Source organism: Gluconacetobacter tumulisoli, assembly GCF_014174155.1.
GTDB lineage: Bacteria > Pseudomonadota > Alphaproteobacteria > Acetobacterales > Acetobacteraceae > Gluconacetobacter > Gluconacetobacter tumulisoli.
Genome location: NZ_JABEQM010000008.1, coordinates 97,954 through 110,680, shown reverse-complemented (window position 1 = coordinate 110,680; position 12,727 = coordinate 97,954). Strand labels below are relative to the sequence as shown.

General features: G+C 68.4%; 11 protein-coding genes. 6 read left to right on the top strand and 5 right to left on the bottom strand.

Annotated elements, in window-relative coordinates:
- Window positions 1-30 precede the first annotated feature (30 nt).
- From HLH28_RS11260 to HLH28_RS11245, 4 genes are all read right to left on the bottom strand, one after another.
- A complete protein-coding gene (locus HLH28_RS11260; RefSeq protein WP_182959062.1) occupies window positions 31-558 on the bottom strand; it encodes a Spy/CpxP family protein refolding chaperone in 528 nt (175 codons plus the stop codon).
- A gap of 58 nt (window positions 559-616) precedes the next feature.
- A complete protein-coding gene (locus tag HLH28_RS11255; RefSeq protein ID WP_182959059.1) occupies window positions 617-1,006 on the bottom strand; it encodes a hypothetical protein in 390 nt (129 codons plus the stop codon).
- A gap of 97 nt (window positions 1,007-1,103) precedes the next feature.
- Window positions 1,104-1,751: a 2OG-Fe(II) oxygenase family protein gene (locus HLH28_RS11250; RefSeq protein ID WP_182959056.1), complete on the bottom strand. Its 648-nt coding sequence runs from the start codon at window positions 1,749-1,751 to the stop codon at window positions 1,104-1,106.
- Between the two features lie 94 nt (window positions 1,752-1,845).
- Complete coding sequence (locus tag HLH28_RS11245; RefSeq protein ID WP_182959054.1) at window positions 1,846-2,181, bottom strand: carboxymuconolactone decarboxylase family protein; 336 nt, start codon at window positions 2,179-2,181, stop codon at window positions 1,846-1,848.
- Window positions 2,182-2,312: 131 nt separating this feature from the next.
- On the opposite strand from HLH28_RS11245, the gene zapE reads away from it, so the two are divergent.
- The 6 genes from zapE to HLH28_RS11215 all read left to right on the top strand — a co-directional run bounded on the left by zapE (window position 2,313) and on the right by HLH28_RS11215 (window position 11,974).
- Window positions 2,313-3,512: a cell division protein ZapE gene (gene zapE, locus HLH28_RS11240; protein WP_182959052.1), complete on the top strand. Its 1,200-nt coding sequence runs from the start codon at window positions 2,313-2,315 to the stop codon at window positions 3,510-3,512.
- A gap of 585 nt (window positions 3,513-4,097) precedes the next feature.
- The gene (locus tag HLH28_RS11235) at window positions 4,098-6,965 is read left to right on the top strand and encodes a 2-oxoglutarate dehydrogenase E1 component (RefSeq protein WP_182959050.1); all 2,868 of its coding nucleotides are present in this window, start codon (window positions 4,098-4,100) and stop codon (window positions 6,963-6,965) included.
- A gap of 177 nt (window positions 6,966-7,142) precedes the next feature.
- Window positions 7,143-8,414, top strand: a complete 1,272-nt coding sequence (odhB, locus tag HLH28_RS11230) for a 2-oxoglutarate dehydrogenase complex dihydrolipoyllysine-residue succinyltransferase (protein WP_182959048.1) — start codon at window positions 7,143-7,145, stop codon at window positions 8,412-8,414.
- A 72-nt stretch (window positions 8,415-8,486) separates the two neighbouring features.
- The gene (gene lpdA, locus HLH28_RS11225; protein WP_182959046.1) at window positions 8,487-10,226 is read left to right on the top strand and encodes a dihydrolipoyl dehydrogenase; all 1,740 of its coding nucleotides are present in this window, start codon (window positions 8,487-8,489) and stop codon (window positions 10,224-10,226) included.
- 199 nt (window positions 10,227-10,425) lie between these two features.
- On the top strand, window positions 10,426-11,307 hold the full coding sequence (locus HLH28_RS11220) for a L,D-transpeptidase (RefSeq protein WP_182959044.1): 882 nt from the start codon (window positions 10,426-10,428) through the stop codon (window positions 11,305-11,307).
- 166 nt (window positions 11,308-11,473) lie between these two features.
- A complete protein-coding gene (locus HLH28_RS11215; RefSeq protein ID WP_182959042.1) occupies window positions 11,474-11,974 on the top strand; it encodes a hypothetical protein in 501 nt (166 codons plus the stop codon).
- A 138-nt stretch (window positions 11,975-12,112) separates the two neighbouring features.
- Here HLH28_RS11215 and HLH28_RS11210 read toward each other — a convergent pair whose 3' ends face one another.
- Window positions 12,113-12,715, bottom strand: a complete 603-nt coding sequence (locus tag HLH28_RS11210) for a peroxiredoxin (protein WP_408869843.1) — start codon at window positions 12,713-12,715, stop codon at window positions 12,113-12,115.
- Window positions 12,716-12,727 lie beyond the last annotated feature (12 nt).

Genomic DNA, 12,727 nt, shown 5'->3' with positions numbered 1-12,727 from the left:
GGGACCGGTGCTCCGGTCCCTCCCTTGTCATTATTTCGCGGGGGCCGTGGTGGCCGTGCCGGCCGCGGCGTGCTGGTCCGACTGGCGGAACAGCGTGTCGGCCTGCTTCTTCTGTACGTCGGTGAAGCTGTTGTACAGCGTGCGGAACGCCATGTTCAGCGCCTGCAGGTCCTGCGCGCGCTGGGTCACCAGGTCGGCATAGGATTGCATGTTGTCCGCGGCGCTCATGCTCGGCAGCCTGTCGCGGCGCTGGGCGATGGCGTCGTGGAAACGTTCGGCATTGTCGCGCATCAGCTGCGCGAAGGCCCCCCAGGGCTGCTCCTGCGCCGGCGTGACGGCCAGCTGCTGATGCAGGCTGGCGATATGCGCCTCCACCTGGTCGGGCGTCTGGTCGCGGGGCGTATGCGCCGGCACCGATGACGCGGGCGCCGCGGCGGGCGTGGTTGCGGCCGGCGCGGTGCCGGCGGGCGTCGGGGCGGGGGCATCGGCCGCCATCGCCAGCGCGGGCGACGACAGCAGGGCAAGGGCGGCGAGGGTCGAGAACCGGCGAACGGTCATGAACAGGGTGACTCCCGTGATTCGGGTCAGAAGAGAGGCGTGGACGGCCGGGCCGGATTCAGTACGGCGGCGGACCGTAGGACGCCTGCGGGTAATAAGCCGGCGGCGGCGGCGGGGGTTCCTGCTGCGGCGGATAATAGGCGCCGGGCGGCGGCGCGGCCTGCGAGGACAGCGCCCCGCCCAGCAGCGCGCCCACCGCCAGGCCGGCGACGCCGGCGCCGACCGCCATGCCGACGCCCGATCCGTGACGGCGATAGCCGCCGCCACCGCCCCATCCGGGGCCACGCCGGTCGTAATGTCCGCCACCGCCATGGCCCCAGTTGCCGTGTCCGCCGCGGTCATAATGGCCGTCGGGTCGGGCCATGGCGGCACCGGGCACGTTCGTCGTCGCGATCGTGCCTGTCAGGCACAGCGTGGCCAGAAAGAAAGACAGGGGTCGAACCCGCATGGAGGGGCTCCTTTTCCAGAAACGTCTTGAACCTGCCCTATCGGCCGCGATCATGTCCGAATCACGGCCGCTTCGGGGCAGCGGTCAGGCAGGAAGATCAGGCCGCGTGCGACAGCCGCTTGGCCAGCGCCGACAGGCGATGGCGCCGCATCTCGCTGCGCGCCTTGGCGTCGTTTTCCATGTAGTTCAACTGGATGGTATAGCGCCGGCCGACATATTGCCGGTGGCCGTGCCAGGTCGTCGGGCCATTGGGAAACACCAGCAGGGTGCCGTCGACGGGCGGGATTTCCGCGGCATAATCCTCGACATCGTCCGGCCCGCGCAGCAGGCGCAGGCAGCCCTCCTGCCGCGCCCAGGATTCGCTGGCCGGGTTCAGGTACAGGAGTACCGTCACCCGCTTGGCCACGGAATCGCAATGGATGCGGCCGTCCTTCTCGCGCGTGCGGCCGCGCAGGGTCAGCATGGTCGGCGCGCCGTCCAGGTCCAGGCCGAATTTGCGCGCGATGGCGTCGCGCAGGCGCGGCCCCTCCATTTCCGCCACCAGGCCGCGCACCAGCGGCGCCAGCGTCAGGGATCCGGGCGGGAAGGACCCGCCGGAAGACAGGTCCGGCATCGACGCGACCAGCGCCGCCAGATCGTCCCGCCCGATGAAATGCGGGACCACGACATGCGCGAACGGGTCCGTGCTGACGGCGGCGGACTCCAGCGCGGCATAGTCGGGACGGATCGGGGTCGGGACGGTCATGGAACCTGCACGGGCAGTTGGGCCAGGCCGACAATGCTAGTCCCCGTTCGGCCGCGCGCCAAGGGGCGTCGCCCAGGCGCGCTCGGCAGCCCGGTCAGGTGAGCTTCGACACCGCGTCCAGCACACGGGTGGAATAGACCACGGCGGCCCCGGCATTCAGCGCCACGGCGACGCCCAGGGCCTCGGCGATCTGCTCCTTCGTCGCGCCGGCGTCGATTGCGGCCTTGGAATGGACGGCGATGCATCCGTCGCACCGCGTGGTCACGGCCACCGCCAGCGCGATCAGTTCGCGGGTCCGGGCGTCCAGATGCCCGGTGGCGGGGCCCGCATTGTCCAGTGTCGTCAGGCCCTCGACCGTGCCGGGGCTGAGGCTGGCCAGGACCGGCACGCTCTGGCCGAGATACTGGCGGTAGGCGGACCAGTCGATCATTGCGAAAAGCTCCCATTTCCGGTCGTTCGGACAGGGCCCGAGTTCACCAGATGGAGAGCAGCCCTGTCACGACACGGTTTGGCGAGTGCATGCCCTTGCTGCCATCCGTTGCCGGCGCTATCGGCGTTGTTATGGAAACCATCCTTTCGTCCTTCGCCTCCGACCTGCACCTGCCGCCCGGAACGGGGCCGCTCGGCGCATATCGGGCACGGGTGGATGCGGGCCTGCTGGCCCCGGATCCCGAACAGGCCAAGGCCGCCGCGCGGCTGGACCGGCTGTGGCGGGAACTTCCGGGCTATCATCCCGTGGTGCGGCAGGCCGCGGCGCAGGGGAAGCTGGGCGGATTGCTGGGCGGGCTGAAAGCACGGCTGGGGCTGCAGGCCCGGGCCGCCGCGGCGCCCCGGCCGCGCGGCGTCTACATGGTCGGGCAGGTCGGGCGCGGCAAGACGATGCTGATGGACCTGTTCTTCGAACTGGCGCCCGTCGAACACAAGAAACGCGTGCATTTCCATCGCTTCATGCAGGACGTGCACCAGCGCCTGCACGCCATGAAGCGCGCGCATCCCGAACTGACCGACCCGATCCCGCCGCTGGCCCACGCCATCGCGGACGAGGCCTGGCTGCTGTGCTTCGACGAATTCCAGGTGAACGACATCGCCGATGCGATGATCCTGGGCCGATTGTTCGAATATCTGTTCGCCGAGGGCGTGGTCGTGGTCGCCACCTCGAACACCCAGCCGCAGGACCTGTTCCAGAACCGGCCGGGCGCCGACGCCTTCCGTCCCTTCATCGCCGTGATCCAGCGCGAGGTGGACACGGTGGTGCTCGATTCCCCGCGCGACTACCGGCGCGGCGGCATGCGCGGCATGACGACATGGATCGTCCCCCCCGGTCCCGACGCGGCGCAGGAACTGGATTCGATCTTCATGCGCCTGGCGGACGGCGCGCCGGTGCGCCCGGTGACGCTGGACATCATGGGCCGGAAACTGGCGGTCCCCGTCGCCGCCGGCCCCATCGCGCGTTTTTCGTTCTCCGCGCTGTGCGGCCGGCCGCTGGGGGCCGGCGACTACCTGGCGCTGGCCACGCGGTTCCCGGCGCTGATCCTGGACGACATTCCCCGCCTGGGTCCCGACAATTTCGACGTCGCCCGCCGCTTCATCGTCCTGGTGGACACCTTGTACGAGCAGAAGGTGAAGCTGTTCGCCTCGGCCGAGGACCAGCCCGACGCGATCTACCAGCACGGCGAGGGCGCGCAGGCCTTCGAACGCACGGCCTCCCGCCTCGAGGAAATGCAGAGCGCCGCCTATCTCGACCTCCCCCACCTCTCCTGAGAGCCTGTTTGCAAATGCGCGCTGGCGGCGATCCGACGCGCGTTTCCTGCGCGCTGCGGCGGACGGCCGACAGGGCCGTTCCGCTTCGGTGTTCGGCGATATGTGATGGGCGCGGCATGCCGGCTGCCTGACCCCGGCGGAACATCCCGTGGCAAAAAACATGCAGAATATGCCGTCATATTCATCATCTGCCTTCGATCAGCACCGCGCGGGCGCGATCGCCGGCGGGGGTGGTGTTCGGGGCGCGGCCGCGCGTTCCCGCCGGTCACGGCATCGTGACGCTTATGAAGTGGCTGTGACTGGCCGGGCGGTAGGCAAGTGGTGCGCTCTTTGCTTGGGTATGACCGGTCCCGTTTTGCGGTCCGCCGGGCGCACCGTGGGCATGCCATGGTGAAAACGTAAAGGTGAGCATGCGCGTGGAGCAATCCTGACCGTGGCGAAAGACGGCGGCGGACCGCAAAAGGTGACGCTAGGGTTGAGAGCACAATCGGTTTCGTTCCCCAATTCCGTCACGATCGGCGGCTACGGGGCGCAACCGGACAATGACGCGGCCGGCAAGGCCGTCAATGAGGAGATGTCTTCAAGATGGCGGGCGTAGATATCCTGTCGACCGCGTTCAGCGGCGCCAACACGGCCTATCTGGCCGAACTGTACGCCCGCTGGGTGTCCGATCCCGGCAGCGTCGATCCTTCCTTCGCTTCCCTGTTCTCGGCAATGGACGAGGAAGGCGCCGCGGTCCTGCATGACGCGGAGGGGGCCTCGTGGTCGCCGCGCCTGTCGATGATCGACGGCGCCGAGGCCGCCCCGGCTGCCCCGAAGGGGGCCCCGGCTTCGGTCGAAAGCCTGCATGCGGCGGCGGATGACAGCCTGCGCGCGACGCAGTTGATCCGCGCCTATCGCGTGCGCGGCCATCTGGAGGCCCGGCTGGATCCGCTGGGTCTGCAGATCCCCAAGCCCCATGCCGACCTGGACCCGGCGACCTACGGATTCGGGCCGGAGGATCTCGACCGGCCGATCTATCTGGGGCATATCGTCGCCAACCTGATCGGGACGCAGACCGCGACCATCGCGCAGGTGCTCGACGCGCTGCGCCGCGTCTATTGCGGTCCGATCGGTGCCGAATTCATGCATGTCCAGGACCCGGTGCAGCGCAACTGGCTGCAGGTGCGGCTGGAAGGCGACAACTGGCGTGCCGGCGCCTCGGCCGAGCAGAAGAAGGTCATCCTCGGCCATCTGACCGAGGCCGAGGGCTTCGAGGCCTTCTGCCAGAAGCGCTATGTCGGCACCAAGCGATTCGGCCTGGAAGGCGAGGACGTCACCATCCCCGCGCTGCATGCGGTGATCGACCAGGTGGCCAAGGACGGCGTGAAGTCGGTGGCGATCGGCATGCCGCATCGCGGCCGCCTGAACACGCTGGTGAACGTGGTCCGCAAGCCCTATACCGCGATCTTCAGCGAATTCGCCGGCGCGTCCTTCAAGCCCGATGACGTCCAGGGCTCGGGCGACGTGAAATACCATCTGGGCACTTCGACCGACGTCGATATCGACGGCAATCCGGTCCATATCTCGCTCCAGCCCAACCCGTCGCATCTGGAAGCGGTCGATCCGGTGGTGGTCGGCAAGGTGCGCGCGGCCCAGGACGGCGACGACCCGCACGCCCGCGGCCGCCACATGGCGCTGCTGCTGCATGGTGACGCGGCGTTCGCGGGCCAGGGCCTGGTGTACGAGACGATGGCGATGTCGCAGCTGATCGGCTATCGCACCGGCGGCACCATCCATATCGTGGTGAACAACCAGATCGGCTTCACCACCGTCTCCGCCCACGCCTTTTCCGGCCTGTACTGCACGGACATCGCCAAGGCGGTGCAGGCGCCGATCCTGCACGTCAATGGCGACGAGCCCGAGGCCGTCGTGTACTGCGCGCGGCTGATCGCCGATTTCCGGCAGAAATTCGCGACCGACATCGTGCTGGACATCGTCGGCTATCGCCGGCACGGCCATAATGAATCGGACGAGCCCGCCTTCACCCAGCCGACGATGTACAAGGCCATCGCCGCCCGCCCGACGGTCCGCACCCTGTATGCCGACCGCCTGGTCCGCGAAGGCGTGGTGACCGAGGCGCAGGCGTCCGAAACATGGGACGTCTTCCAGAACAAGCTGGAGGAATCCTACCAGGCCGCCCAGACCTACAAGCCGAACAAGGCCGACTGGCTGGAAGGGTCGTGGGAAGGGCTGAAGCCGCCGCCGGTGGGCCAGACCGACGCCGAGCCCGCCACGGGCGTCGCGGTCGAGACCCTGCGCAAGATCGGCGACGCGCTGAGCACCGCGCCGTCGGATTTCAACATCAATCCGAAAATCGCCCGACAGCTCAAGGCGAAGGCCGCGATGTTCAAGTCGGGCGAAGGCATCGACTGGGCGACCGGCGAGGCGCTGGGCTTCGGTTCGCTGCTGCTGGAAAAATACCGGGTGCGCCTGTCCGGCGAGGATTGCCAGCGTGGCACGTTCAGCCAGCGCCATGCCGTCCTGATCGACCAGATCAACCAGAACACCTACGCGCCGCTGAACAACATCGACGCCGGCCAGGGCATCTTCGAGGTCTATAACTCGCTGCTTTCGGAATTCGGCGTGCTGGGCTTCGAATATGGCTACTCGCTGGCCGATCCGAACGCCCTGGTCCTGTGGGAAGGGCAGTTCGGCGATTTCGCCAACGGCGCGCAGGTCATCATCGACCAGTTCATCGCGTCGGGCGAAACGAAGTGGCTGCGCATGTCCGGTCTGGTGCTGCTGCTGCCGCACGGCTACGAAGGGCAGGGTCCGGAACATTCCTCGGCCCGCCTGGAACGTTTCCTGCAGCTCTGTGCCGAGAACAACATGCGGGTGTGCAATATCACCACGCCGGCCAACTATTTCCATGCGCTGCGCCGCCAGCAGAAGCTGGATTACCGCAAGCCGCTGGTCATCATGACGCCGAAATCGCTGCTGCGTCACAAGCTGGCGGTCTCGAACCTCGAGGATTTCGCCTCGGGAACGACCTTCCGCCCGGTCATCGGCGAAATCGATCCCATCGCCAACGGCGACGCGGTCGAACGGGTCGTGATCTGCTCGGGCAAGGTCTATTACGACCTGCTGGCCGAACGGCGGGAGCGCAAGCTGGACAAGGTTGCCATCCTGCGGTTGGAACAATTCTATCCGTTCCCCGAAAAGCTGTTGGCCGAGCAACTGGCGCTCTATCCCAAGGCCCAGGTCATCTGGTGCCAGGAAGAGCCCGAGAACATGGGCGGCTGGTGCTTCGTCGATCGCCGGATCGAGGGCGTGATGGCCAAGGCAGGCGGCAAGGGCGGCCGGCCGGTCTATGTCGGGCGCATCGCCGCGGCCAGCCCGGCCACCGGCCTGGCCCGCATCCATGCCGCTGAACAGGCGGCGCTGGTCAATCAGGCGCTGGGCGTCGGGTGAACGGGCGCCCCGGCCGGAGGTCCGGGGCACGACAAGTCCGCCGGGACGGTGATCGCGCCGTTCCGGCATCAATCTGGTATGAGAGTGCACAAGCCGGCAGACGATGGGCAAGGGATACGCGGTTCATGCCCCGGTCCAGCACGCGGATCTGTCCGGCAGGGGGATTGGAAAGAAAAGATGTCTGCCGAGATCAAGGTACCGACTCTGGGCGAGAGCGTGACGACCGCCACCATTGCAAAATGGCTGAAGAAGCCGGGTGAGCCGGTGACGGCCGACGAACCCGTCGTGGAACTGGAAACCGACAAGGTCAGCGTCGAGGTCGCCGCGCCCGAAGCCGGCGTGCTGGGCCCGCAGATGGTCGCCGAAGGCGACGAGGTCGAGGTCGGGACCGTGCTGGCCTCGGTCGAGGCCGGCAGCGGCACCGCCAAGCCTGCCGCCGCGGCCCCCGCGCCCAAGAAGACGGCCGAGGCCCCGAAGGCCCCCGCCGGCGTCCAGGCCCAGCCGACGACCAGCGGCCCGGTCGCCCGTCCGGCTACGCCGCCGTCCGACGTCGTGGCGCAGGGCGCGGCCCATGCGCCGATGCCGTCGGCGCAGAAGATGCTGACCGAAAAGGGCCTGTCCCCGGCCCAGGTCGGCACCGGCACCGGCAAGGACGGCCGCGTCACCAAGGGCGATGTCCTGTCCTTCCTGGCGCAGCCGCCCGTCGCCGCCCCGGCCGCGGCCCCGGTCGCCCCGCGTACCGACGACCCGCGCGAGGAACGGGTGAAGATGACGCGCCTGCGGCGCACCATCGCCCGCCGCCTGAAGGAGGCGCAGAACACCGCCGCCCTGCTGACCACCTTCAACGAGGTGGACATGAGCGCGGCCAAGGCCCTGCGTGCCGAATATCGCGAGGCGTTCGAGAAGAAGCATAACGGCGTGAAGCTCGGTTTCATGTCGATCTTCGCCAAGGCGGCCATTGCGGCGCTGAAGGAATTTCCGGCGATCAACGCGGAAATCAACGGCGACGACATCATCTATCGCGAATTCGTCAATCTCGGCATCGCGGTCGGCGGCCCGAACGGCCTGGTCGTTCCCGTCATCCGCGACGCCGACAAGCTCAGCTTCGCGGGCATCGAGGGCGCGATCGCCGGTTTCGGCAAGCGCGCGCGCGACGGGTCGCTGAAGCTGGACGAACTGTCGGGCGGCACGTTCTCGATCACCAATGGCGGCATCTACGGTTCCCTGATGTCGACGCCGATCGTCAACGCCCCGCAATCGGGCATCCTGGGCATGCATGCCATCCAGGATCGTCCGGTCGCCGTGGGCGGCCAGGTCGTGATCCGGCCGATGATGTACATTGCCCTGACCTATGATCACCGCATCGTCGACGGCAAGGAGGCGGTCAGCTTCCTGGTGCGCGTCAAGCAGAACGTGGAAGATCCGCGTCGTCTGCTGCTCGAGGTCTGATGCGCCGCGCCGGGCCGGGTGACCTCATCCGGCCCGTCGATCCATCCGATGCATCGAACGCAGGACATGAATATGACTATTGAAATCAAGGTGCCGACGCTCGGCGAGAGCGTCACCACCGCGACGATCGGCAAGTGGCTGAAGCAGCCGGGCGACAGCGTTGCTGCCGATGAACCGGTCGTTGAACTGGAAACCGACAAGGTCAGTGTCGAGGTCGCGGCCCCCGCATCCGGCACGCTCGGCGCCCATGCCGTGGCCGAGGGGGACGAGGTCGAGGTCGGCGCCGTGCTGACCACGGTCGCCGAGGGTGCCGCCGGCGCCCCCCCGGCCAAGCCCGCGGCGAAGGCGGCAGCGCCTGCCGCAGCCCCGGCCGCCCCCGCAACCCCGGCCCCGGCGGCCGCGCCGGCCGTGGCCCCGCCCGCTGAAACCGACTACGACGTCATCGTCATCGGCGCCGGTCCCGGTGGCTATGTCTGCGCCATCCGCGCGGCGCAGCTTGGCTTCAAGGTGGCCTGCGTGGAAAAGCGTGCGACCTTGGGCGGCACCTGCCTGAATGTCGGCTGCATCCCGTCCAAGGCGCTGCTGCAATCGTCCGAGAACTATCATGCCGCGACGCATGATTATGCCGGGCACGGCATCCTGATCGACGGGGTCAAGCTGGACCTGGCCCGCATGATGGCCCGCAAGGGCGAGGTGGTCGAGGCCAACGTCAAGGGCGTCGAATTCCTGTTCAAGAAGAACAAGGTCACCTGGCTGAAGGGCACCGGCAAGGTCGAGGGCACCGGGCGGATCACCGTCGATGGCAAGCCGGTGACGGCCAAGCATATCGTGATCGCCAGCGGCAGCGACAGCGCCGGCCTGCCGGGCGTCGAGGTCGACGAGAAGACGATCGTGACCTCGACCGGTGCACTGGAACTGTCGTCCGTGCCGAAGAAGCTGGTGGTGATCGGCGGCGGCGTGATCGGGCTGGAACTGGGCAGCGTCTGGCATCGCCTGGGCGCCGAGGTCACGGTGATCGAATATTTCGATCGCCTGGTGCCCGGAACGGATAACGAGATCGCCAAGCAGTTCCAGCGCATCCTGACCCGGCAGGGCCTGCAGATGAAGCTGGGCCACAAGGTCACCAAGGCCGAGAAGACCGACAAGGGCGTCATCCTGACGGTCGAACCCGCCGCCGGCGGCAAGGCCGAGACGCTGGAGGCCGATATCGTCCTGCTGGCCATCGGCCGCACGGCGGCCAGTGGCGGCATGGGCCTGGCCGAGGCCGGCGTCGCGCTGGACAAGCGCGGCCGGATCGTCACCGACGCCCATTACGCGACCAGCGTGCCCGGCATCTACGCCATCGGCGACGTGATCGCCGGCCCCATGCTGGCCCACAAGGCCGAGGACGAAGGCGTCGCGGTGGCGGAAATCCTGGCCGGCCAGGCCGGGCATGTGAATTATGACGCCATCCCCGGCGTGATCTACACATGGCCCGAGGTCGCGACCGTCGGCCAGACCGAGGAAGGGCTGAAGGACGCCGGCGTGACCTACAAGGTCGGCAAGTTCCCCTTCACCGCCAACGGCCGCGCCCGCGCCATGGGCATGACCGACGGGTTTGTGAAGGTCCTGGCCGATGCCACGACCGATCGCGTCCTGGGCGTGCATATCATCGGCCCGGGCGCCGGCGAACTGATCGCCGAGGCCACCCTGGCGATGGAATTCGGCGCCTCGTCCGAAGACATCGCCCGGACCTGCCACGCCCATCCGACGTTGAGCGAAGCCGTGAAGGAAGCGGCCCTGGACGTGGAAAAGCGCGCGATCCACATCTGATACGCGCGTCACGGGGCGCCGCCGCATACAAGGTCGGGCTCCGCCCGAACCAGGCAAGGGCCTCGGCCCTTGCATCCCCGTCGTTCACGACATCCCGGGTGTCCGAAGGGCCATGCCCTTTGGCAGGTTCGCGGCCTGCCGGGAACGCGGCGGCCTGTCCTGCGTCATGATATCGGCAGGTCGATCTTGGCGAGGGCGCATGCGGATTGTTTATCCGGTGGCGGGGGCACTCATGGCCGTCGGTCTGGTGGGCTGCGCGCCCCCCACCCATGCCGGGTCGCCGGTGACGGGGGGCGGCGTCGGTCCGGTCGCCATCGCCTCGCCCGCCGAGGAAAATCCCGCCATCGACATCCCGCCGCTGCCGTCGCTGGATGACGACGCGGCCCGGGCGGAGGCCACCCGCCTCGCGGCGGCGATGCAGCGCGACATTCCTCATTTCATGACCCTGCCCCCCGACCGTGCGGCGGACTGGATCCGCCTGGCGCGGGACCAGCTGGCGCGCGGCGACGCGATCGTCGACCGGGCGCAGGTGCTGATGGTGGTGGACCGCAATCCCCGGGTGCAGACGGTCTGCTTCATCCTGGCCCTGCCGGGGGACGGGGCGTGGCAGGTGCTGGGCGGCACCCGCGTCTCGACGGGGCAGGCGGGACGTAAATTCTACTACCTCACCCCGACCGGCGTGTTCGTGAACTCGCCCGACCGCCTCGGCTATCGCGCGCTGGGCACCCGCAACGAACACGGCATTCGCGGCATCGGCGCCAAGGGCATGCGGGTGTGGGACCTGGGCTGGCAATGGACCGAAAAAGGCTGGCTGCCCAGCCGGGAAAGGGCCCAGATCCGGCTGGAAATCCATGCCACCGACCCGGATTTCCTCGAATCCCGCCTCGGCCGCCCGGCGTCGGAGGGCTGCGTGCGGATCCCGGCGGCGCTGAACGTCTTCATGGACCGCCACGGCCTGCTGGACGCGCTGTACGAACAGGCGGCCAGCTATGACGGTCGCTTCCGCGCGCTGCTGCCCCGAGGCCGCACGCCCACCCCGATCGCCGGCGACACGCTGGTGGTCATCGATTCCGCCAGCTAGATGGGTCCTGTCTCCCACGCGGCCCGGGGAGATCCGGTTGCCGGGAGCGGCCAGTGCCCTGATCCATGATCGGGGCCAGGGCCTTGGGCCAGGCAGGTTCGGGCAATGCCCAACCTTTCCCCAGCCTTCGCTTCCCAAGAACGCCCGCATCGCTCATGATAATGTGATGCGAAAGTTCGGACCGATCCTCTGCCTGGCCCTTCTGGCTGTTCCTGCCGCGCCCGGGCGGGCGGCAGGCCCGGCTTCCGGCGATCCGACGCCTGCCGGGGTGGCGGCGGCGATCAGGGCCGACGGTGCGGCGCAGGCCGTGGGCAACCTGAATGATTCCAACGATTTCGATACGGTCACCGCCGGGATCGCCGCGGCCGATCCGGCCTGGATGGCGCTGGTGCCCCAGATGGCGCCGGGGCTGGATTCCGACAGCGGCCCCCAGGTGACGACGGCGTTGGCGCTGGCATTGCCGCAGGACGCGCGGCTGGTACTGCGAACGCTGGATGCCCGTTACCCGGCGCTGGATCCGCAATCCGTCTGTGCCCGTCCGTTCGGACATGACGAGGTCCCGGACATCAAGGGATACGCCCGCCGTGCCCGCGCCGCCCTGCGCCGTGTGCGCGACGCCGGCCTGCGCAGCGTGCGCGACCGCTGCCTGTCGGTCTTGGGCCGGTGAAGCGAAGGCAAGGGCGTTGCCCTTGACCCATCAGAGGGCATAGCCCTTTGGAAACCCGGGACTGACAAAACGAATGGGATGCAAGGGCCGGGGCCCTTGCCGGGTTCGGGCGGAGCCCGATCCTGCCGGACGCCGGGCTTAGTTCGCCCCGGTCGTCTTCTTCCAGTCCCGCAACGCCGCCAGGGTGCCGGTGATGTGTCCCGCCGGCGCCATGGCGCTGTAGGCGAACAGGATGCGCCCGTCGGGCGCGATCACGTAGGACGTCCGGCTGGCATAGCGGACCAGCGGCATCTTGGAATCGTAGGCTGTCGCGATCTTGCCCGTGGCGTCCGAGGCGACCGCGAAGCGGCTGCGGCATTCGCTGACCGAGAATTTGTCCAGCGTCTCGATCTTGTCCATCGATACGCCGATGACGGTGGCGCCCAGCGCCCTGAATTCGTCCATGGCATCGGCGAAATCATGGGCTTCGATGGTGCAGCCCCGGGTGAAGGCGGCGGGATAGAAATACAGCACGACCGGCCCGTGACGCAGGGCGTCGGCCAGCGTGAAATGGAATTCCTTGCCGCCCAGGCTGGCTTGGGTATCGAACAACGGGGCGGTGCTGCCGGTCGGCAGGGCGGCCCGCGCGGGCGTGAACGACGTCGCGGCCATGAAGGCCATCGCCAGCGTGGCCGGCAGGACGATGCCCAGCCGGGTCCAGCGTCGCAGGACCGGGCATATCGGGAACGGGGTACGAGGCATCAGGCGCCCTCC

Coding starts and splice junctions, on each gene's coding strand:
- HLH28_RS11260 (WP_182959062.1), bottom strand. CDS start 558: ATGACCGTTCGCCGGTTCTCGACCCTCGCCGCCCTTGCCCTGCTGTCG.
- HLH28_RS11255 (WP_182959059.1), bottom strand. CDS start 1,006: ATGCGGGTTCGACCCCTGTCTTTCTTTCTGGCCACGCTGTGCCTGACA.
- HLH28_RS11250 (WP_182959056.1), bottom strand. CDS start 1,751: ATGACCGTCCCGACCCCGATCCGTCCCGACTATGCCGCGCTGGAGTCC.
- HLH28_RS11245 (WP_182959054.1), bottom strand. CDS start 2,181: ATGATCGACTGGTCCGCCTACCGCCAGTATCTCGGCCAGAGCGTGCCG.
- zapE (WP_182959052.1), top strand. CDS start 2,313: ATGGAAACCATCCTTTCGTCCTTCGCCTCCGACCTGCACCTGCCGCCC.
- HLH28_RS11235 (WP_182959050.1), top strand. CDS start 4,098: ATGGCGGGCGTAGATATCCTGTCGACCGCGTTCAGCGGCGCCAACACG.
- odhB (WP_182959048.1), top strand. CDS start 7,143: ATGTCTGCCGAGATCAAGGTACCGACTCTGGGCGAGAGCGTGACGACC.
- lpdA (WP_182959046.1), top strand. CDS start 8,487: ATGACTATTGAAATCAAGGTGCCGACGCTCGGCGAGAGCGTCACCACC.
- HLH28_RS11220 (WP_182959044.1), top strand. CDS start 10,426: ATGCGGATTGTTTATCCGGTGGCGGGGGCACTCATGGCCGTCGGTCTG.
- HLH28_RS11215 (WP_182959042.1), top strand. CDS start 11,474: ATGCGAAAGTTCGGACCGATCCTCTGCCTGGCCCTTCTGGCTGTTCCT.
- HLH28_RS11210 (WP_408869843.1), bottom strand. CDS start 12,715: ATGCCTCGTACCCCGTTCCCGATATGCCCGGTCCTGCGACGCTGGACC.